The sequence below is a fragment of the Pseudomonas sp. AC016 genome (assembly GCF_979253365.1).
Genome location: NZ_CEEDCC010000001.1, coordinates 5,118,096 through 5,138,413, shown reverse-complemented (window position 1 = coordinate 5,138,413; position 20,318 = coordinate 5,118,096). Strand labels below are relative to the sequence as shown.

The 20,318-nt window shown below is 58.5% G+C and carries 16 protein-coding genes and 3 tRNA genes; 4 read left to right on the top strand and 15 right to left on the bottom strand.

From position 1 onward, the window contains the following. Window positions 1-129: 129 nt before the first annotated feature. The 6 genes from clpX to AC0IXS_RS23200 form a co-directional block, all read right to left on the bottom strand. A complete protein-coding gene (clpX, locus tag AC0IXS_RS23225) occupies window positions 130-1,413 on the bottom strand; it encodes an ATP-dependent Clp protease ATP-binding subunit ClpX (RefSeq protein ID WP_024687896.1) in 1,284 nt (427 codons plus the stop codon). Between the two features lie 107 nt (window positions 1,414-1,520). Next, window positions 1,521-2,162: an ATP-dependent Clp endopeptidase proteolytic subunit ClpP gene (gene clpP / locus AC0IXS_RS23220; protein ID WP_002552734.1), complete on the bottom strand. Its 642-nt coding sequence runs from the start codon at window positions 2,160-2,162 to the stop codon at window positions 1,521-1,523. Window positions 2,163-2,253: 91 nt separating this feature from the next. Beyond that, the gene (gene tig, locus AC0IXS_RS23215; RefSeq protein WP_004883903.1) at window positions 2,254-3,564 is read right to left on the bottom strand and encodes a trigger factor; all 1,311 of its coding nucleotides are present in this window, start codon (window positions 3,562-3,564) and stop codon (window positions 2,254-2,256) included. A gap of 374 nt (window positions 3,565-3,938) precedes the next feature. Continuing rightward, a tRNA-Leu gene (locus tag AC0IXS_RS23210) sits at window positions 3,939-4,023 on the bottom strand. A 56-nt stretch (window positions 4,024-4,079) separates the two neighbouring features. Continuing rightward, window positions 4,080-4,155: transfer RNA gene (locus AC0IXS_RS23205), tRNA-His, on the bottom strand. A 52-nt stretch (window positions 4,156-4,207) separates the two neighbouring features. Beyond that, window positions 4,208-4,284: transfer RNA gene (locus tag AC0IXS_RS23200), tRNA-Arg, on the bottom strand. Window positions 4,285-4,579: 295 nt separating this feature from the next. Between AC0IXS_RS23200 and folD the strand changes: the two genes are divergently transcribed. Continuing rightward, complete coding sequence (gene folD / locus AC0IXS_RS23195) at window positions 4,580-5,434, top strand: bifunctional methylenetetrahydrofolate dehydrogenase/methenyltetrahydrofolate cyclohydrolase FolD (protein WP_122667567.1); 855 nt, start codon at window positions 4,580-4,582, stop codon at window positions 5,432-5,434. 65 nt (window positions 5,435-5,499) lie between these two features. On the opposite strand, the gene AC0IXS_RS23190 is transcribed toward folD, so the two are convergent. The 6 genes from AC0IXS_RS23190 to AC0IXS_RS23165 all read right to left on the bottom strand — a co-directional run bounded on the left by AC0IXS_RS23190 (window position 5,500) and on the right by AC0IXS_RS23165 (window position 11,521). Continuing rightward, entirely contained in the window at window positions 5,500-7,272 is a 1,773-nt protein-coding gene (locus AC0IXS_RS23190) for an ABC transporter substrate-binding protein (protein ID WP_025996882.1), read from the bottom strand. A gap of 84 nt (window positions 7,273-7,356) precedes the next feature. After that, entirely contained in the window at window positions 7,357-7,629 is a 273-nt protein-coding gene (locus tag AC0IXS_RS23185; protein ID WP_004883898.1) for a DUF2160 domain-containing protein, read from the bottom strand. 11 nt (window positions 7,630-7,640) lie between these two features. Then, complete coding sequence (locus AC0IXS_RS23180) at window positions 7,641-8,441, bottom strand: carbohydrate ABC transporter permease (protein WP_004883897.1); 801 nt, start codon at window positions 8,439-8,441, stop codon at window positions 7,641-7,643. A 10-nt stretch (window positions 8,442-8,451) separates the two neighbouring features. Continuing rightward, entirely contained in the window at window positions 8,452-9,321 is an 870-nt protein-coding gene (locus AC0IXS_RS23175; protein WP_004883896.1) for a carbohydrate ABC transporter permease, read from the bottom strand. Further along, window positions 9,318-10,427: an ABC transporter ATP-binding protein gene (locus AC0IXS_RS23170; protein ID WP_029241484.1), complete on the bottom strand. Its 1,110-nt coding sequence runs from the start codon at window positions 10,425-10,427 to the stop codon at window positions 9,318-9,320. The genes AC0IXS_RS23175 and AC0IXS_RS23170 overlap by 4 nt, the downstream gene beginning before the upstream one ends. After that, window positions 10,427-11,521 (bottom strand): ABC transporter ATP-binding protein, encoded by a 1,095-nt coding sequence (locus AC0IXS_RS23165; protein ID WP_449124040.1) that lies wholly within the window; start codon window positions 11,519-11,521, stop codon window positions 10,427-10,429. Before AC0IXS_RS23165 ends, AC0IXS_RS23170 begins: the two co-directional genes overlap by 1 nt. A 295-nt stretch (window positions 11,522-11,816) precedes the next feature. Between AC0IXS_RS23165 and AC0IXS_RS23160 the strand changes: the two genes are divergently transcribed. Further along, on the top strand, window positions 11,817-13,676 hold the full coding sequence (locus AC0IXS_RS23160; protein ID WP_122438152.1) for a sigma-54-dependent Fis family transcriptional regulator: 1,860 nt from the start codon (window positions 11,817-11,819) through the stop codon (window positions 13,674-13,676). Between the two features lie 344 nt (window positions 13,677-14,020). Here AC0IXS_RS23160 and cysS read toward each other — a convergent pair whose 3' ends face one another. After that, window positions 14,021-15,403 carry a cysteine--tRNA ligase gene (gene cysS / locus AC0IXS_RS23155; RefSeq protein WP_057407997.1) on the bottom strand — a complete coding sequence of 461 codons (1,383 nt, stop codon included), beginning with the start codon at window positions 15,401-15,403 and terminating at the stop codon, window positions 14,021-14,023. A gap of 23 nt (window positions 15,404-15,426) precedes the next feature. Next, the gene (locus tag AC0IXS_RS23150; protein WP_043302824.1) at window positions 15,427-17,121 is read right to left on the bottom strand and encodes a glutamine--tRNA ligase/YqeY domain fusion protein; all 1,695 of its coding nucleotides are present in this window, start codon (window positions 17,119-17,121) and stop codon (window positions 15,427-15,429) included. 207 nt (window positions 17,122-17,328) lie between these two features. On the opposite strand from AC0IXS_RS23150, the gene AC0IXS_RS23145 reads away from it, so the two are divergent. Both AC0IXS_RS23145 and lpxH read left to right on the top strand, forming a co-directional pair. Then, window positions 17,329-17,832 (top strand): peptidylprolyl isomerase, encoded by a 504-nt coding sequence (locus AC0IXS_RS23145; RefSeq protein WP_057407998.1) that lies wholly within the window; start codon window positions 17,329-17,331, stop codon window positions 17,830-17,832. Next, the gene (lpxH, locus tag AC0IXS_RS23140) at window positions 17,829-18,590 is read left to right on the top strand and encodes a UDP-2,3-diacylglucosamine diphosphatase (protein ID WP_043302822.1); all 762 of its coding nucleotides are present in this window, start codon (window positions 17,829-17,831) and stop codon (window positions 18,588-18,590) included. The genes AC0IXS_RS23145 and lpxH overlap by 4 nt, the downstream gene beginning before the upstream one ends. 187 nt (window positions 18,591-18,777) lie before the next feature. Here lpxH and AC0IXS_RS23135 read toward each other — a convergent pair whose 3' ends face one another. Then, entirely contained in the window at window positions 18,778-20,316 is a 1,539-nt protein-coding gene (locus tag AC0IXS_RS23135) for a DHA2 family efflux MFS transporter permease subunit (protein ID WP_122415117.1), read from the bottom strand. Window positions 20,317-20,318 lie beyond the last annotated feature (2 nt).

Here is a 20,318-nt window from a genome sequence, read left to right as displayed (position 1 = left end):
AAACAAGCCCCATGGGCTGCGGCCCTCTCAGGTTCGCCCTCTTCTACAAGACGAACGGGAGTGCCGGAAATGCAAAAGGGGACCCTGAGGGCCCCCTTTCGTGTCTGTTCACGTGTAACGACAGTGTCGTTACGCGTCAGGAGCGACCTTTGCAGGCGGCTCGCTGTTTTCGTAGATCAGCAGCGGCTTGGACGAGCCATCGATCACACTTTCGTCGATCACCACCTTGCTCACGTCGCTCTGCGACGGGATCTCGTACATGGTGTCGAGCAACACGCCTTCCAGAATAGAGCGCAGGCCACGGGCACCGGTCTTGCGCTCCAGCGCACGACGGGCAACCGATTTCAGCGCATCGGTGCGGAATTCGAGGTCCACACCTTCCATCTCGAACAGCTTGGCGTACTGCTTGGTCAGCGCGTTCTTCGGCTCGGTGAGAATCTGCATCAACGCAGCCTCATCCAGCTCGTCCAGCGTTGCCAGAACCGGCAGACGGCCCACGAATTCAGGGATCAGACCGAACTTGACCAGATCGTCAGGCTCGACTTCACGCAGGGATTCGCCAACCTTCTTGCCCTCTTCCTTGCTGCGGACTTCGGCGTTGAAACCGATGCCGCCGCGAGTGGAGCGGTTCTGAATGACCTTTTCCAGGCCCGAGAAGGCGCCACCGCAGATAAACAGAATGTTGCGCGTGTCCACCTGCAGGAATTCCTGCTGTGGATGCTTGCGGCCACCCTGGGGCGGAACCGAAGCCACCGTGCCTTCGATCAGTTTCAGCAAGGCTTGCTGCACGCCTTCGCCCGAAACGTCACGCGTAATGGAAGGGTTGTCGGATTTGCGCGAAATCTTGTCGATTTCATCGATGTAGACAATACCCATCTGGGCCTTCTCTACGTCGTAATCACATTTCTGCAACAGCTTCTGAATAATGTTTTCCACGTCCTCACCCACATAACCGGCTTCGGTCAGGGTGGTGGCGTCGGCGATAGTGAACGGTACATTGAGCAGACGGGCCAGTGTTTCAGCCAGCAGCGTCTTGCCGGAACCCGTAGGGCCGATCAGCAGGATGTTGCTCTTGCCCAGTTCCACATCGTCATTTTTCTTGTCGCGCTGGTTCAGACGCTTGTAGTGGTTGTACACCGCTACTGCGAGAACCTTCTTGGCACGTTCCTGACCAATCACGTACTGGTCAAGGATGCCGCTGATTTCTTTGGGCGAAGGCAATTTATGCGCGCTGCTTTCGGCCTGTGCTTCCTGCACCTCCTCGCGGATGATGTCATTGCACAGGTCGACGCACTCGTCGCAGATAAAGACCGAGGGGCCGGCAATCAATTTGCGCACTTCATGCTGGCTTTTGCCACAGAAGGAGCAATAGAGCAGTTTGCCGTTGTCCTCGCCGTTGCGGGTGTCAGTCATTCGATCGATCCAAATCCGATAGGCTTGCAACACAAGATGAAGGCTATTGCGGGCTTTTTCAAGTCCGCAGGCGGTCGGTTGCACCGACCCCCTACATTTTGAGGTGCTTAGGCAGGCATTTGACGCTTGTTGATCACCGAGTCGATCAGGCCGTATTCGGCCGCACGCTCTGCGCTCATGAAGTTGTCACGCTCGGTATCGCGCTCGATGGTCTCGAGGCTCTGGCCGGTGTGATGCGCCAGCAACGAGTTCAGGCGGTGACGAATGTGCAGGATTTCCTTGGCATGGATGTCGATGTCCGACGCCTGACCCTGGAAACCGCCCAATGGCTGGTGAATCATCATGCGCGAGTTCGGCAGGCAGTGACGCTTGCCCTCGGCACCGCCAGCCAGCAGGAACGCACCCATGCTGCACGCCTGACCGATACAGATGGTCGACACGTCAGGCTTGATGAACTGCATGGTGTCGTAGATCGACATACCCGCAGTCACCGAACCGCCCGGTGAGTTGATGTAGAGATGGATATCCTTGTCCGGGTTTTCCGCTTCAAGGAAGAGCAGTTGCGCCGCGATAAGGTTGGCCATGTAGTCCTCTACCGGACCAACCATAAAGATCACCCGCTCCTTGAGAAGGCGCGAATAGATGTCATAGGCGCGTTCGCCACGGGCGGACTGCTCGATAACCATCGGGACCAAGCCGCCAGCGGCCTGGATGTCAGAGTTCTGCTGAATATAAGAATTGCGGGACATGTCCTGCATTCACTCCCAAATAGTCGAGTCTTGAATACGCACAAGCCAGCGCGAAGGCTGGCTTGTGGGTGTTTTCGAACGAAAATAGAAATCAGTCGGCTTTTGGAGCTTCCACCGGCTTGACAGCTTCTTCGTAGGAGACCGATTTGTCGGTCACGCTAGCTTTCTGCAAAACAGTATCTACAACTTGCTCTTCAAGCACAACAGAACGTACTTCGTTCATTTGCTGCTCGTTCTTGTAGTACCAGGCCACAACCTGCTCTGGCTCCTGGTAGGCCGAGGCCATTTCCTGAATCAGATCACGAACGCGGGCATCGTCAGGCTTGAGGTCGAACTGCTTGACCACTTCAGCAACGATCAGACCCAGCTCGACGCGGCGCTTGGCCTGCTCTTCGAACAGCTCGGCCGGCAGTTGGTCAGGCTTGATGTTGCCACCAAACTGCTGAACCGCCTGAACGCGCAGACGGTTGACTTCGTTTTCCAGCAGCGCTTTAGGCACTTCGATCGGGTTGGAGGCCAGCAGACCGTCCATTACCTGATTCTTGACCTTGGATTTGATGGCCTGACGCAGCTCACGCTCCATGTTCTTGCGAACTTCGGCGCGGAAACCGTCGATGCCGGTTTCCTTGATACCGAACTGCTTGAAGAACTCTTCGTTCAGCTCAGGCAGCTTTGGCTCGGAAACGGTGTTGACGGTGACAGTGAACTCGGCAGCCTTGCCGGCCAGCTCCAGGTTCTGGTAATCCTCAGGGAAGGTCACGTTCAGAACGCGCTCTTCACCGGCCTTGGCGCCAACCAGACCGTCTTCGAAGCCAGGGATCATGCGACCGGAACCCAGAACCAGCTGGGTGCCCGTGGCAGAACCGCCAGCGAATGCTTCGCCGTCGACCTTGCCCACGAAATCGATGTTCAGCTGATCTTCGTTCTGAGCGGCACGATCGGTCTCTTCAAAACGAACGTTCTGCTTGCGCAGCACTTCCAGCATGTTGTCCAGATCGCTGTCGGCCACGTCGGCGGACAGACGCTCTACAGCGATGCTGTCGAAGCCGGCAACGGTGAATTCCGGGAAGACTTCGAAAGTCGCCACGTATTCCAGATCCTTGCCTTTTTCGAAGGATTTCGGCTCTACAGCAGGTGCGCCAGCCGGGTTGAGCTTCTGCTCAACGACAGCTTCGTAGAAAGTAGCCTGAATCAGATCGCCCAGTGCTTCCTGACGCGCGCCGTCTTCGTAACGCTGACGAATTACGCTCATAGGCACTTTGCCAGGGCGGAAGCCCGGGATCTTGGCTTTACGTGCGGTCTGCTGCAGACGCTTGTTGACTTCAGTCTCGATGCGTTCGGCAGGCACGCCAATGGTCATGCGGCGCTCAAGAGCGGAAGTATTTTCAACAGAAACTTGCATGGATATTCCTCGTTGCACAGACGTTAGCCGGCCGTTTCCGACCCCAGAATCAAGGGCATGCATTCTAGTGGGTCAAACTCAAGAAGTCACCCTACTGAAAAAGGGCGGTTTAAGAGGAAGGAATCGGACCGCCGACGAGCACGGACCACAAAGGCCTCGCACTGCAGGCGAAGCGTCTGGCACGGCCTTCTATATAAGGAAGCCTGTGTACCGGATCACTACCGACTCCATCCGCGTAGCGCGCCTCGCTCGACCGACGGCAGCAGGCCTTCGGACCAGCGAAACGGTAAAACCAATACGCTGAAACAAAAAAAGCCGCACTAGGCGGCTTTTTTATTGCAACCGAAGCGTTTCCACTCAGGCTGTTTACATCTTGGTGCGGACGGAGAGACTCGAACTCTCACACCTTTCGGCGCTGGAACCTAAATCCAGTGTGTCTACCAATTCCACCACATCCGCGCTACAAGCTTTTAAAGCAAAGGCGCCAGATTATAAATCTGGCGCCTTTCTTAATATGGGGTGGACGAAGGGGATCGAACCCTCGACAACAGGAGTCACAATCCTGTGCTCTACCAACTGAGCTACGCCCACCATATTGCATGTGACCAGTACATCTTACTTGCTGTGCCAAAGCTGCCTTGAATGGCGCACCCGGCAGGACTCGAACCTGCGACCATCCGCTTAGAAGGCGGATGCTCTATCCAGCTGAGCTACGGGCACTTATATAATCTGTATTCTTTTACGATCACAAATTAAAAGGCTTTCAATCACACCGAGCTGATTTGCAACTCTGCCTGACCTAATCAACCAGTGCTAGCTTAACCAGTGCTGGGCTCTGCCCGGCAAGTGCGACGAATCTTATAGACGCCCCCAAAGGTCGTCAACTCTTTTTTGAAAAAAATTCAGTTAGATAAAGGGGTTAGCGGAATATGCTGACCAAGCGACTTTGCCCTCGCGCCATGTCATGCGAGAATGCGCGCTCATTTTATTTCCTCTCGATGGTTAATCACGCGTCATGACTGCAAAACTAATCGACGGCAAAGCGATCGCCGCCAGCCTGCGCCAGCAGATCGCCAAACGTGTCGCCGAACGTAGCCAGCAAGGCCTGCGTACGCCGGGCCTCGCGGTGATTCTGGTGGGCAGCGACCCCGCCTCCCAGGTGTATGTCTCCCACAAGCGCAAGGACTGTGAAGAGGTCGGCTTCATCTCCCAGGCCTACGACCTGCCCGCAGACACCACTCAGTTTGCACTGACCGAGCTGATCGATCGCCTCAATGAAGACGCTGCCGTCGACGGCATCCTTCTGCAACTTCCTCTGCCCGAGCATCTGGACGCTTCGCTGCTGTTGGAGCGCATCCGCCCCGACAAGGACGTGGATGGTTTCCATCCTTATAACGTCGGCCGTCTGGCTCAGCGTATTCCCCTGCTGCGCCCGTGTACGCCAAAAGGCATCATGACCCTGCTGGAAAGTACCGGCGTCGATCTGTACGGCATGGACGCGGTCGTCGTGGGCGCTTCCAATATCGTCGGTCGTCCGATGGCGATGGAGTTGCTGCTGGGTGGCTGCACCGTCACTGTGACTCACCGTTTCACCAAGGATCTGGCTGGCCATGTCGGCCGCGCCGATCTGGTCGTGGTTGCCGCTGGCAAGCCCGGTCTTGTGAAGGGCGAGTGGATCAAACCTGGCGCCATCGTGATCGATGTCGGCATCAACCGTCAGGCCGATGGCAAGCTCGTCGGCGATGTGGTCTATGAAACCGCCCTGCCCCGCGCCGGCTGGATCACTCCAGTCCCAGGCGGCGTCGGCCCCATGACCCGCGCCTGCCTGCTGGAAAACACGCTATACGCAGCCGAGACGCTGCACAGCTGATACAGCTTTTCGGCAGCAAAAAAAACGGCACCCGAGGGTGCCGTTTTTTTGTACTTCAAAAGCGCTTATTTCTTCGCAGCTTCCCAGCTTTTCAGCAGGTCGGAGTAGGCAATGGTTTCGCCTTTCGGTTTCTCGTTGGCCAGCTTGCGCTGAGGTGCGAGGAACTTGCCGCCGCTGTTCTCGGCCTTGCTGTACCACTCTTCAGCCGTGGTTTCCGGGTTCATCTTCGGCGCACAACCGCTGGCATCCTGGACCTTGGAGCGCTCGATGCGCGTCATGATCGCATCCTGATCCTTGGCCAGTCCGTCCAGAGCGGCCTGAGCAGTCTTCTCGCCCGTTACAGCTTCAGCCACATGGCTCCACCACAACTGGGCCAGCTTCGGATAGTCCGGTACGTTGGTGCCGGTTGGCGACCACTGCACTCGGGCCGGGCTGCGATAGAACTCGACCAGACCACCCAGCTTGGGTGCCAGCGCAGTCATTTCCTTGGAGTTGATGTCCGACTCACGGATCGGCGTCAGGCCGACGATGGTTTTCTTCAGCGACACCGACTTGGAGGTCACGAACTGCGCGTAGAGCCAGGCGGCGTTACGCTTTTTCTCTTCGGTGGACTTGAGGAAAGTCCAGGACCCCACGTCCTGGTAGCCCAGCTTCATGCCCTCTTTCCAGTACGGGCCCTTTGGCGAAGGCGCCATGCGCCATTTCGGCGTGCCATCGGCGTTCATCACTGGCAGGCCAGGCTTGGTCATGTCTGCAGTGAATGCGGTGTACCAGAAGATCTGCTGAGCAACCTCGCCCTGCGATGGAACAGGCCCCGACTCGGAGAAGGTCATGCCTGCCGCTTGCGGCGGTGCATAGGCTTTCAGCCAGTCGATGTATTTCTGGGTAGCGAAGACCGCTGCCGGACCGTTGGTGTCGCCACCACGGGTGATGCTGGAGCCGACCGGATGGCAGGCTTCAACACGAATACCCCACTCATCCACAGGCAAACCGTTGGGCAGGCCCTTGTCGCCACTGCCGGCCATCGAGAACCAGGCATCGGTGAAGCGCCAGCCCAGCGATGGATCCTTCTTGCCGTAATCCATGTGGCCATAGACCCGCTTGCCGTCGATGGTTTTCACGTCTTCGCTGAAGAACTTGGCAATGTCTTCATAGGCCGACCAGTTCACCGGAACGCCCAGCTCGTAACCGTACTTGTCCTTGAACTGCTTTTTCAGGTCTGCGCGATCGAACCAGTCGGCGCGGAACCAGTAAAGGTTGGCAAATTGCTGGTCGGGCAGCTGATACAGCTTGCCGTCAGGTGCGGTGGTGAAGGAAGTACCGATGAAGTCCTTCAGGTCCAGCGTAGGAGAAGTGACTTTCGCACCCTCGGCACTGGCCATCAGGTCGGTCAGAGACAGCGCTTTACCGTAACGAAAGTGCGTACCGATCAGGTCAGAGTCGTTGACCCAGCCGTCATAGATGCTTTTGTCAGACTGCATGGCGGTCTGCAGCTTCTCGATGACGTCGCCTTCCTGAAGCAGGTCGTGAGTGACCTTGATCCCGGTAATTTCGGTAAATGCCTTGGCCAGGGTCTTGGATTCATATTCGTGGGTGGTCAGGGTTTCCGACACCACTTTGATGTCCATGCCACGGAACGGCTCGGCAGCCTTGATGAACCACTCAAGCTCTTTCAACTGCTCGGCATCGGAAAGCGTGGTCGGCTTGAATTCGCTGGCCGCCCACTTCTTTGCCGCATCCTCGTACTGATCCGCCCAGGCTGAAACGCTCAGCCCGCTGAGCATGATCATGGTTGCCAACGTCACGCTATGTTGCAGCTTGTTTTTCTTATTGAACATAGACACCTCAAGAGTTGCTTCTTATGTAGTCCCGCTTTTCGAATACCGCCAGCCGTCGCCCGGACAATCACGCCCGCCCGCCTGCTAACCCCAACGCATCACCACCAACAGCCACACCAGAGAGGCTCCCGAAGCGACCCAGATACTCCAGTCGGTCGCGCCGATCACCATCAGATGCAGATAAGCACTGCCCAACAGCCCGATGAACAGCCGGTCGCCACGTGTGGTGGCAATCGGCAGAAACCCGCGACGCTCGATACTGGCCGAGCGCAGCTCCCATACCGTCATTCCCACCAACAGCAACGCGATACTGCCGAAGAAGGCCGCGGTGGGCAGTGTCCAGGACATCCACTCCATTTTTCGTCTCCTCAGACACGGCCAAGGGCAAAGCCCTTGACCACGTGGTTGCGAACAAACCAGATCACCAGCATGCCCGGCAGAATGGTCAGCACACCGGCCGCAGCCAGCACACCCCAATCGATACCGGACGCCGAGACCGTACGTGTCATGACCGCGGCAATCGGCTTGGCATTGACCGAGGTCAGGGTGCGCGCCAGCAGTAGCTCGACCCAGGAAAACATGAAGCAGAAGAACGCCGTGACACCAATCCCCGAGCCAATCAGCGGGATGAAAATCTTGCCGAAGAACTTGGGAAAGCTGTAACCGTCGATGTAGGCGGTTTCATCGATCTCCTTCGGAACACCCGACATGAAGCCTTCCAGAATCCATACCGCCAGCGGCACGTTGAAAAGGCAATGCGCCAGAGCGACAGCGATGTGCGTGTCGAACAGACCGATCGACGAATACAGCTGGAAAAACGGCAGCAGGAACACTGCCGGTGGCGCCATGCGGTTGGTCAGCAGCCAGAAGAACAGGTGCTTGTCGCCGAGGAAACGATAGCGTGAAAACGCGTAGGCCGCTGGCAACGCGACACTCAGCGATATCACGGTATTAAGGCACACGTAGTACAGCGAGTTGATGTAGCCGCTGTACCAGCTCTCGTCGGTGAAGATCACCTTGTAGTTGGCCAGGGTGAAATCCTGCGGCCAAAGGGTCAGACCGCCGAGGATCTCGGTGTTGGTCTTGAACGACATGTTGACCAGCCAGTAGATCGGTACCAGCAGAAAGAGCAGGTAAATCAGCATCGGTATGGCTTTGCGCAGACTCATGACCCGGCCCTCAATTCTTTTCACTGTGGGTCATGGCGGTGTAGAACACCCATGACACCAGCAGAATGATCAGGAAATACACCAGCGAGAAAGCTGCCGCCGGACCCAGGTCGAACTGCCCGAGCGCCATGGTCGTCAGGGTCTGGCTGAGGAAGGTGGTGGAGTTGCCCGGACCGCCGCCGGTGAGCACGAACGGCTCGGTGTAGATCATGAAGCTGTCCATGAACCGCAGCATCACGGCGATCAGCAGCACGCTTTTCATCTTCGGCAACTGAATGTGCCGGAAGATTGCCCAACTCGACGCCCGGTCGATCCGCGCCGCCTGATAATAGACGTCCGGAATGGCCCGAAGCCCCGAGTAGCTCAGCAATGCCACCAGCGAGGTCCAGTGCCAGACATCGATGACCAGCACCGTGACCCAGGCATCCGACGCGTTGGCCGCGTAGTTGTAGTTGATGTGCAGAATGTTGTTCAGCGTGTAACCCAGCAACCCGATGTCACCACGGCCGAAAATCTGCCAGATGGTGCCGACCACGTTCCAGGGAATCAGCAGCGGAATGGTCATCAGGATCAGGCAGACCGTGGACCAGCGCCCCTTGGTCGGCATGCACAGCGCGACCGCGATGCCCAGCGGGATCTCGATCAGCAGCACGCTGCCCGAGTAAATGAACTGCCGCAGCAGCGAGTCGTGCAGACGCGGGTCCTGCAGGACCTGCCTGAACCAGTCGGTGCCGACAAAGTAACGGCTGGACTGGTCGAAGATGTCCTGCACCGAGTAGTTGACCACGGTCATCATCGGAATGATGGCGCTGAAGGCCACCAGCAGAAACACCGGCAGCACCAGCCACCAGGCCTTGTTGTTCTGGACCTTGTTATTCATGGCAGGTCTCGCTCTGGAGTGGGCTCAAGCAGGAAATCATCGGCGTACACCATCAGCCACTGCGCCGGAAAACTGATCCACGCCTGACCTTGCGGCACCGGCTTGTCTTCGGGCATGCGCACCTTGATCTTCTGCCCGGCCAGCGACAGGGTCAGAATCTTGTAGGTGCCCAGATCTTCGACATAGACCACCTCGGCGCACATCGCTTCCTCGTAGGGACCGTCCCAGACGTGCACGAACTCGGGGCGAATGCCGATTTTCAGACTGGTAAACGAGGTCCGTGCGATCTGTTGCTGCAACAGGCCGGACAGCGGCACATGAACGTCGCCAAAACCGACGCCGTCTCCCTGTGGCTGCACATCGATGAGGTTCATGCCGGGACTGCCGATGAAATAGCCGACAAAGGTGTGCCGGGGCTTCTCGAACAGTTCACGCGGGGTGCCGAACTGGACAATCTGACCGCCGTACATCACCGCGATCTTGTCGGCGAAGGTCGAGGCCTCCAACTGGTCGTGGGTGACGTAGACCATGGTGATGTTGAACTGCTCATGAATCTGCTTGAGCTTGCGGCGCAGCTTCCACTTCAGGTGCGGGTCGATGACCGTCAGCGGTTCGTCGAACAGGATGGCTGAAACATCATCACGTACCAGCCCGCGCCCCATGGACACTTTCTGCTTTTCATCCGCCGTCAGGTTGCGCGCCTTCTTTTTCAGCAATGGCTGCAGATCCAGCACTTCGGCGATTTCATTGACCTTGGCGAGAATGCGCGCCTTGTCCATACCCTGGTTGCGCAATGGAAAGGCCAGGTTATCGAACACGGTCATGGTGTCGTAGATCACCGGAAACTGGAAAACCTGAGCGATGTTGCGGTGCTCGGGCGGCAGCTCGTTGACCACTTTGGAGTCGAACAGCACCTGCCCCTGCGACGGGCTCAACAGACCGGAAATAATGTTGAGCAAGGTCGACTTGCCGCAGCCGGAAGGCCCGAGCAGCGCATACGCCCCGCCCTGCTCCCAGATATGGCTCATCTCGCGAATTGCGTAGTCATCAGGCCCGGGGTTGGCGCTGTAACTGTGCGCCAGGTTCTGCAATCGGATCTCGGCCATCAGGCAACCCTCGACATGCGCAGGCCCGGCGCCTGGATAAGGCCGCCCTGCTGATCGAACACGAAAAGTTTGTGGGTCGGGATGTACACCCGGATCGGCGCATCGACGTCGTAAGCGTGAACGCCCGGCAGATGCAGCACCAGCGAGAACAGCTCGTTGCGCACGTGCAGGAAGGTTTCCGAGCCGCTGATTTCGGCCAGCTCCACAGTCACGGCCAGCTCGAGGTCATCGTCGTTGGACGGCACCAGACTGAGGTGGCTGGGACGCACGCCAAAGCGGTATTCACCATCACCGATGGCACGCAGGTCGACGTTGAGCGGGAAATGTACGAAGTTGGCGAAGCTCACCTCGTTACCTTCGATGCGCCCCGGCATGAGGTTGATCGGCGGTTCCGAGAACAGCTCGGCAGCCAGCACGGTGGCGGGCTTGTGATAGACCTCAGGGGTCTTGCCGCTCTGCACCACCCGACCTTCATGCAGGATGGTGGTCGTACCGCCCAGCGCCAGCGCTTCGTTGGGTTCTGTGGTGGCGTAGATGGCGATGGTATGGCGAGCTGCGAACAGTTCGCGCATCTCCTGACGCAGCTCTTCGCGCAGCTTGTAGTCGAGGTTGACCAGCGGCTCGTCGAACAGGATCAGTTCGGCATCCTTGACCAGCGCCCGGGCCATCGCGGTGCGCTGCTGCTGGCCGCCGGAAAGTTCAAGGGGATGGCGCTGCAGAAACTTCTCGATGCGCAGCATCTTTGCAGTTTCGTGGACGCGGCTGTGGATAACGTCCCTGGACATGCCCGCCTGACGCAGCGGCGAGGCGATGTTTTCGAATACCGTCATGCTCGGGTAATTGATGAACTGCTGGTAAACCATCGAGACGTTGCGCAGGCGAACCGGACGATGGGTGACATCGACCCCGTTCATCAGCACTCGCCCGCTGTCGGGTTTGTCCAGCCCGGCCATCAGGCGCATCAGGCTGGTTTTGCCTGACAGGGTTCGCCCCAGCAGAACGTTGAAGGATCCTGGCTCAAAGCTCAGGGACGCGTCGTCGATCCATATTTGGCCATCGACTGCGCGACTGACGTGCTCCAGCGTGAGAGACATGGCGTGCCCTTTGTTGTTTTTTTAAGGGTAATGCGTGACTGGTGTGCAGATAGCGACATTCGTGCCAGTTCTGGCAAAACCGCGCCAAGGCCCGTCCCAGAGCATTCGCCCGGTTTCATTGGGCGAAAGCCGCTTCATAGCTGAACAAAAATGAACAGTAAACGCTGAACAACTGAACAAAATGAACGTTGACTTTGAACACATCTGAACGACACTGGACGGACGTTGCACGCCAGGATGGACACGCGACGAAACCTGAAAATAAAAACAACACGTCATCCTTGCAGGTTTTGCCATGGCTCAATCCAGCACTTCGCTTGCGCACGACATCATCATTCGCGATTCATGGACACGCTGCCGGGACTTCGGTCTCAGCCATCAGACGCGTCCGTCGTTCGGCCAGTTGCCCGGGTCGGAAGTCTCACAGCTGCTGGAGCGCCACAACGCGCTGGTGCAGACGACCCATCAGGAAGTACTGCCGGTCTACGAAAACATCCTGAGCAATTCCAATTGCCTGATCCTGCTGGCCGATCCCCAGGGCCAGTTGCTCAAGTCATGGGGCACTCAGCGGTTCGGCGATTCATCGCATCAGGGCTTTCTGGCGGGAGCCAGCTGGAGTGAACGAGGCACCGGCACCAACGCCATCGGCACCGCACTGGCCTGTGAACAGGCCATCCATATCGAGCCTGACGAGCATTTCCTCAAGGCCAACCGATTCATGACTGGCTCGGCCTCGCCGATCTTCGACGCCGACCGGCGCATCATTGCGGTACTGGATGTGTCCAGTGACAGCTTCCTGCCGCCCTCCCACACTCTGGGCATGGTCAAGATGATGAGCCAGTCGGTGGAAAACCGGCTGATCCTCGACCAGTTTCGCGACACGCATTTCCAGCTGATCTTCAATACAGGCCTGAACAACCTCGACAGCCAGTGGGCCGGACTGCTGATTTTCGACGAGAGCGGCCAGATTCTCTGCGCCAATCGCCGCGCCGATACCCTGCTGGGCGTCAGGCTCGCCGGCGTCAGCATCGAGACGCTGTTCAAATGCCCGATCCTGCAACTGCTCAGCGAGCCCGAAGCCCGGCCTTTTGCGCTGCAGGCGTTCGGCAACAACCGCTTCCAGTGCCTGATCAAGCGCCCGAGACGCAAGCCATTGCAACTGCATGCGGTTACGGCAGCCACTCCTGCTCCGATTGTCGCCCGAAGCCTGGATCTGCAAGCCATCAGCCTGGGCGATACCCGCGTCGAGAAGGCTGTTATCCAGGCACAGCGCCTGCTGGAAAAGGATATTCCGTTGTTGATCCATGGCGAGACCGGGGTCGGCAAGGAAGTGTTCGTCAAGGCGCTGCATCAGGCCAGCTCGCGGGCCAGTCAGCCGCTGATCGCGGTGAATTGCGCGGCGATTCCGGCCGATCTGGTGGAAGCTGAACTGTTCGGCTACGCCAAGGGCGCGTTCACGGGTGCCAGCCAGAAAGGCAGCATCGGGCTGATTCGCAAGGCCGACAAGGGCACGCTGTTTCTGGACGAAATCGGTGACATGCCGATGTCGGTGCAGGCACGCCTGCTACGGGTCCTTCAAGAGCGTTGCGTTCAGCCGCTGGGCGGTGGCGAGTTGTATCCGGTGGATATCCGCCTGGTATCGGCCACCAACCGCACGTTGCGCGATCAGGTGCAGGCCGGACATTTCCGTCAGGACCTGTATTACCGGATCAGCGGCCTGAACATCGAACTGCCGCCGCTGCGCGAAAGAACCGACAAGCACGCATTGGTGCAACGCATTTGGGAACGGCATCGGGACCCGCACCAGCGGGCCGGTTTTTCACGGGAAGTGCTTGAGCTGTTCGAGCATCACCCATGGCCGGGCAATATTCGCCAGCTCAACAGCGTGATCCAAGTGGCGCTGGCATTGGCCGACGATCAGCCGATCACGACCGATCATTTGCCGGAAGACTTCTTTCTGGATGCAGGATTGGATGAGCAGCGCAGTGACAGACAGACAGCAGAGACTACGCAGGAACGTCTGCAAAACACCGACGACCTGAATGATCTGCTTCAGGCAGCCGGGGGGAATATTTCGCAGCTGGCGAAGCGACTCGGGGTGAGTCGCAACACCTTGTACAAACGCTTACGGGAACAGCAAGGCGGCGAAACCTGATCGACGCCAGGCAGTGTCCGCCTCGACGCTGATCGTGCCCATTGCTCCGCGTGGGCATGCATCCCGTGACGCTCGGCGTCACATCCAGAGCGGACGCGGAGCGTCCTGAGAGGCGTTACCACGCTGGAGCGTGGGAACGATCAGAGTGATCTCAAGCACGCCGATCATGCTCACGCCTGTGCTCAGCGTCATACCCGAGTCTTGCTGCAACCACGGACTACTGTAGGAGGCAGCTTGCCGGCGATGCTTTTTCTGAAGCGACCTATCAGTGAATGAACTGACGCCATCGCCGGCAAGCCGCCTCCCACTCGTTATGCATCCAGCCAGACACTCTCGTTTCGACTTCAGTCCGCCAGACGCCAGGTCGTTCCGCCCTTACCGTCTTCCAGCACAACGCCCATGGCGGTGATCTGGTCGCGGATGCGGTCGGATTCGGCCCAGTCCTTGGCAGCACGCGCCGCCAGACGCGCCTGAATCAGCGCTTCCACTTCAGCGGCATCGACACGACCTTCTGCGCCAGCGCGTAGAAAGTCATCAGCCTCCAGCTGCAACACACCCAGCACACTGGCCAGCTGCTTGAGGCGCGCCGCAAGGCCCGCTGCTGCTGCAGGATCGGTCTCACGCAGACGGTTGATCTCACGCACCATTTCAAACAGCACGGCACAGGCTTCGGGCGTACCGAAGTCGTCGTTCATTGCCGCAGAGAAACGCTCGACGAACGCTTCGCCACCGACCGGCTCTGAGACCGGCAGGCCCTTGAGCGCATGATAGAAACGCTCCAGCGCCGCCTTGGACTCGCGCAGGCTGTCCTCGGAATAGTTGATCGCGCTCCGGTAATGGCTCGATACCAGCAGGTAACGCACCACTTCGGGGTGGTATTTCTCCAGCACATCGCGAATGGTGAAGAAGTTGTTCAAGGACTTGGACATCTTCTCGCCATTGATGCGGATCATGCCGCAGTGCAACCACGCATTGGCGTACGTCTTGCCTGTCGCCGCTTCGCTTTGGGCAATCTCATTTTCATGGTGCGGAAATTCGAGGTCACTGCCGCCGCCATGAATGTCGAAGGTGTCACCCAGGCAGCAGGTCGACATCACCGAGCACTCGATATGCCAGCCCGGACGACCCGGACCCCACGGCGAATCCCAGCTCGGCTCGCCCGGTTTGACGCCCTTCCAGAGCACGAAGTCCAGCGGATCGTCCTTGGACTCGTCCACTTCGATCCGTGCACCGATGCGCAGGTCTTCGATTTTCTTGCGCGACAGCTTGCCGTAGCCGACAAACTTGCCGACGCGGTAGTACACATCGCCATTGCCCGGCGCGTAAGCGTAACCCTTGTCGATCAGGGTCTGGATCATGGCGTGCATGCCGGCGATGTGATCGGTGGCACGCGGCTCCATGTCCGGCTTGAGGATGTTGAGGCGAGCCTCGTCCTCGTGCATGGCGTCAATCATGCGCGCAGTCAGCGCGTCGAACGACTCGCCGTTGTCACGCGCACGGTTGATGATCTTGTCGTCAATGTCGGTGATGTTGCGCACATAGGTGAGTTCATAGCCGCTGAACCGCAACCAACGGGTCACCAGATCGAACGCGACCATGCTGCGGCCGTGGCCCAGGTGGCAGTAGTCGTACACGGTCATCCCGCAGACGTACATGCGCACCTTGTTGCCATCCAGCGGCTTGAAAACTTCTTTGCTCTTGGTGAGCGTGTTGTAGATGGAAAGCACTTTCCTACCCCCGTGGTACAGCCTCAGCTCCAGGAATCGCGCAGTGTCACTGTGCGGTTGAAGACCGGACGACCAGGTTTTGTATCCTTGATGTCGGCGCAGAAGTAGCCTTCGCGTTCGAACTGGAACCTGTCTTCCGGCTGTGCATTAGCCAGCGATGGTTCAGCACGACAACCTGTCAGGACCTGCAGGGAATCAGGGTTGATGTTTTCCAGGAACGTGGCGCCATCTTCGGCCTTGTCAGGCGAAGGGGAACGGAACAGACGGTCGTAGAGACGCACTTCGCATTCCACGCTGGCCTCGGCCGGCACCCAGTGGATAACGCCCTTGACCTTGCGGCCTTCAGGGTTCTTGCCCAGGGTGTCAGGGTCGTAGGAGCAGCGCAGCTCGACGATGTTGCCGTCGGCGTCCTTGATGGCCTCGTCGGCACGAATCACGTAGCTGCCACGCAGGCGCACTTCGCCATTCGGCTCAAGGCGCTTGTAGCCTTTAGGCGGCTCTTCCATGTAGTCGTCGCGATCGATGTAGATCTCGCGAGCGAACGGCAATTCGCGCACGCCCAGGTCTTCCTTGGGGTGACGCGGCAGTTCGAGCTTCTCGACCTGACCTTCCGGGTAATTGGTGATCACGACTTTCAACGGACGCAACACGCACATGGCGCGTGGCGCATTGCGATCCAGGTCGTCACGGATGCTGAATTCGAGCATGCCGAAATCCACCACGCCGTCGGAACGGTTGGTGCCAACCATTTCGCAGAAGTTGCGGATCGAAGCCGGCGTGTAGCCACGGCGACGGAAGCCGGACAGCGTGGACATGCGCGGATCATCCCACCCATTGACGTGCTTCTCGTCAACCAGTTGCTTGAGCTTGCGCTTGCTGGTCACGGTGTAGCTCAGGTTCAGGCGCGAGAACTCGTACTGGCGCGGCTTGCACGGCACCGGCAGGTTGTCCAGGAACCAGTCGTACAACGGACGATGGCTTTCGAACTCCAGCGTGCAGATCGAATGGGTAATGCCTTCGATGGCGTCCGACTGACCGTGGGTGAAGTCATAGATCGGGTAGATGCACCATTTGTCACCGGTCTGGTGGTGATGTGCATGGCGAATGCGGTACAGGATCGGGTCGCGCAGGTTCATGTTCGGCGACGCCATGTCGATCTTGGCGCGCAGCACGCGAGCACCGTCTTCGAACTCACCGGCTTTCATGCGGGCGAACAGGTCCAGGTTTTCCTCGACGCTGCGCTCACGGAACGGGCTGTTCTTGCCCGGTTCGGTCAGGGTGCCACGGTATTCGCGTGCCTGCTCGGGGGTCAGGTCGTCCACATAAGCCTTGCCGGACTTGATCAGCTCAACGGCCCAGTCGTGCAGTTGATCGAAGTATTGCGAGGCGTAACGCACTTCGCCCGCCCACTCGAAGCCGAGCCACTTCACGTCGCTCATGATGGCGTCGATGTATTCCTGGTCTTCCTTGGCCGGGTTGGTGTCGTCGAAACGCAGGTGCGTCGCGCCACCGAACTCGTTGGCCAGACCGAAGTTCACGCAGATCGACTTGGCGTGACCGATGTGCAGATAGCCGTTCGGCTCTGGCGGGAAGCGGGTCACGATCCGGGTGTGTTTGCCCGAATCCAGGTCAGCCTGCACGATCGGACGCAGGAAGTTGGTCGGTACGACAGGGCCTGCCTTTGAATTCGCAGCGGGTTCTGGAGTGGGCTTGCTCATAGGATCCTTGGACATACTTGTGCGCGGCCAGGGTAGGCCGACTAAATCAAAGCGCTTATCATAGCCGAAGCTGTCAAGTCCCTGACAACAGAGTGCAGGGTTCAAACAGAAAAGCGGCAAAAAGCGCGAAAAATGTAACCTCGCCTGTAAACTGCACGTCAGGGTGATATTGCGCCCCTTCATGAACGCCAAGAGATCGACTCTCCTATGTCCAAAGTAAAACTCAGCACCAACCACGGTGACATCGTTCTGCAATTGAACGCAGAAAAAGCACCGCTGACCGTTGCCAACTTCATCGAATACGTCAACGCTGGCCACTATGAAAATACCGTTTTCCACCGTGTGATCGGCAACTTCATGGTCCAGGGCGGTGGTTTCGAGCCAGGCATGAAGGAAAAGAAAGACAAGCGCCCGAGCATCCAGAACGAAGCTGACAACGGCCTGCCAAACAAGAAATACACAGTTGCAATGGCTCGCACCATGGAGCCGCATTCGGCTTCCGCGCAGTTCTTCATCAACGTGGCTGACAACGCCTTCTTGAACCACAGCGCCAAGACCGTTCAGGGCTGGGGCTATGCCGTATTCGGTGAAGTGATCGAAGGTACTGACGTTGTCGACAAGATCAAGGGCGTTGCCACCAGCAGCAAGGCCGGTCACCAGGACGTTCCTGTCGAAGACGTGATCATCGAAAAAGCAGAGATCGTTGAGTGATACTGCTGATCTCCGATTTGCATCTTGAGCAAGAACGCCCGGACATTACCCGGGCGTTTCTGGATCTACTCGCAGGCCGGGCTCGCACAGCCGAGTCGCTGTATATCCTCGGGGATTTCTTTGAAGCCTGGATCGGTGACGACGCCATGTCGCCGTTCCAGCTTTCGATCTGCAAGGCCCTGCGCGAACTGAGCGACAGTGGTACCCGAATTTTTCTGATGCACGGCAACCGCGACTTCATGATCGGCAAGGGTTTCTGCAAGGCAGCGGGTTGCACGCTGCTGGCCGACCCGACCGTGGTGCAGTTGAACGGTGAGCCGGTGCTGTTGATGCACGGCGACAGCCTGTGCACGCGTGATGTGGGCTACATCAGAATGCGCCGCTACCTGCGCCATCCGCTGACGCTGTTCATTCTGCGTCACCTGCCCTTGAAAACCCGCCACAAACTGGCGCGCAAGCTGCGCAATGAAAGCCGCGCAAAGACCCGCATGAAAGCCAACGACATTGTCGATGTGACGCCTGAAGAGGTGCCGCGAATCATGCAGCAATTCGGTGTGCACACGCTGATCCACGGCCACACGCATCGCCCTGCCATTCATAAACTGCAGCTCGGCGACGTAGCCGCCAGGCGCATCGTGCTGGGCGACTGGGATCGTCAGGGCTGGGCGCTGCAGGTGGACGAACAGGGTTTCAGCCTCGGTTCGTTCGATTTTGTGCCGGAAGAGAATCGCACGCTGGCGTTGCCGCCTTCGTTGTAGATAAAGGCAGCTGCCTCCCTTACTGAACCTGCAGTCTGTGCCATTTGTGACGCGGAGCGTCACGGGCGGCATACCCACGCGTGGGCACGATCAGGGTTGAGGCAGACTTGTGCATAACGATGAGCGCAGGGCGATGGGCACGATCATGCAGCGGCGTCGGTCTATGTTTAGCCAGCCAAACCCGCTATCAATGCCCTCCCCCTGCCGCTGGTCCTGCTTTCGCGGCGAACGGTGGTTTGGCGAACCAGACCAGCAGGATCAACCCCGCGAACAACCAGCCCAGCATGTAGAAGTAGTCCACCGTCGACATCATGTACGCCTGACTGTTGAGCGTCTGCTCCAGCTGCGCGTAGGCCTGCGGACCGGCACCGCCCAGGGTGTCGAGCGCATGCCGTGTGGCCGGGTCATAGGTGCTGATGTTTTCGCTCAGGTACGCATGATGCTGCTCGGCACGGCGAATCCAGATCCAGGTGGTCAGCGATGCCGCGAAGCTGCCGCCCAGCGTACGCAGGAAGGTGGCGAGGCCTGAACCATCGGCAATCTGGTTGGGTGGCAGGTCCGATAACAGAATGCTCAGGGTCGGCATGAAGAACAGCGCGACGCCTATCCCCATGAACAACTGGACCATGGCGATGTGCTGGAAATCCACCTGATTGGTGAAGTCTGCACGCATGAAACAGCTCAGGCCCATGGCCAGGAACGCCAGGCTGGCCAGCAGGCGCAGGTCGAACTTGTGTGCGTACTTGCCAACGAAGGGCGACATCAACACCGGCAGGATACCAATCGGCGCCAACGCCAGTCCGGCCCAGGTCGCGGTGTAGCCCATCTGCGTCTGCAACCATTGTGGCAACAGCAGGTTGACGCCGAAAAACCCTGAATACCCGCCAATCATCGCCAGTGTACCGACCCGAAAGTTTCGATAGGCGAACAGCCGCAAATTGACGATAGGATGTTTATCGGTCATTTCCCAGATCACGAATACCGACAGCGCTACCAGCGAAATCAGTGCGCCGATGACGATGAAATTCGACTCGAACCAGTCCAGGTTATTGCCTTTGTCCAGCACGACCTGCAGCGCGCCGACGCCGATGATCAGGGAGATCAGCCCGACGTAATCCAGAGGCTGTTGCTGGGTGTTGACCGGACGCTTGGCCATCTGCGTGCGCACCACCAATGCTGCGAACAGGCCGATCGGAATATTGATGAAGAAGATCCAGGGCCAACTGTAACTGTCAGTAATCCAGCCGCCCAGAATCGGCCCGACAATGGGCGCGACCACCGTGACCATCGCCAGCAAGGCCAGCGCCATGCCCCTTTTTGCAGGCGGGTAGACCGCCAGCAGCAAGGTCTGGCTCATGGGATAAAGCGGCCCGGCAACGATGCCCTGCAAGGCCCGAAAACCTACAAGCTCGGGCATCGACGTGGAAATGCCGCACATAAACGAAGCCAGCACAAACAGCAGGGTCGCCCACAGGAACAGTTTGACCTCGCCGAAGCGGCGGCTCAGCCAGCCGGTCAGGGGCAGCGCGATGGCGTTACTGACGGCGAACGAGGTGATGACCCAGGTGCTCTGCTCCGAGCTGACACCCAGGTTGCCTGCGATGGTCGGCAGGGCCACGTTGGCGATGGTGGTGTCGAGCACTTGCATGAAGGTCGCCAGCGACAGACCGATGGTGCAGAGCAACAGGCTGGGTGGCGTAAAGGAAGCGGGGGCGTTGGTGCTCATCG

Bases quoted from the DNA above. Each gene is read 5' to 3' on its own strand.
- clpX (WP_024687896.1), bottom strand. From the start codon at position 1,413: ATGACTGACACCCGCAACGGCGAGGACAACGGCAAACTGCTCTATTGC.
- clpP (WP_002552734.1), bottom strand. From the start codon at position 2,162: ATGTCCCGCAATTCTTATATTCAGCAGAACTCTGACATCCAGGCCGCT.
- tig (WP_004883903.1), bottom strand. From the start codon at position 3,564: ATGCAAGTTTCTGTTGAAAATACTTCCGCTCTTGAGCGCCGCATGACC.
- folD (WP_122667567.1), top strand. From the start codon at position 4,580: ATGACTGCAAAACTAATCGACGGCAAAGCGATCGCCGCCAGCCTGCGC.
- AC0IXS_RS23190 (WP_025996882.1), bottom strand. From the start codon at position 7,272: ATGTTCAATAAGAAAAACAAGCTGCAACATAGCGTGACGTTGGCAACC.
- AC0IXS_RS23185 (WP_004883898.1), bottom strand. From the start codon at position 7,629: ATGGAGTGGATGTCCTGGACACTGCCCACCGCGGCCTTCTTCGGCAGT.
- AC0IXS_RS23180 (WP_004883897.1), bottom strand. From the start codon at position 8,441: ATGAGTCTGCGCAAAGCCATACCGATGCTGATTTACCTGCTCTTTCTG.
- AC0IXS_RS23175 (WP_004883896.1), bottom strand. From the start codon at position 9,321: ATGAATAACAAGGTCCAGAACAACAAGGCCTGGTGGCTGGTGCTGCCG.
- AC0IXS_RS23170 (WP_029241484.1), bottom strand. From the start codon at position 10,427: ATGGCCGAGATCCGATTGCAGAACCTGGCGCACAGTTACAGCGCCAAC.
- AC0IXS_RS23165 (WP_449124040.1), bottom strand. From the start codon at position 11,521: ATGTCTCTCACGCTGGAGCACGTCAGTCGCGCAGTCGATGGCCAAATA.
- AC0IXS_RS23160 (WP_122438152.1), top strand. From the start codon at position 11,817: ATGGCTCAATCCAGCACTTCGCTTGCGCACGACATCATCATTCGCGAT.
- AC0IXS_RS23150 (WP_043302824.1), bottom strand. From the start codon at position 17,121: ATGAGCAAGCCCACTCCAGAACCCGCTGCGAATTCAAAGGCAGGCCCT.
- AC0IXS_RS23145 (WP_057407998.1), top strand. From the start codon at position 17,329: ATGTCCAAAGTAAAACTCAGCACCAACCACGGTGACATCGTTCTGCAA.
- AC0IXS_RS23135 (WP_122415117.1), bottom strand. From the start codon at position 20,316: ATGAGCACCAACGCCCCCGCTTCCTTTACGCCACCCAGCCTGTTGCTC.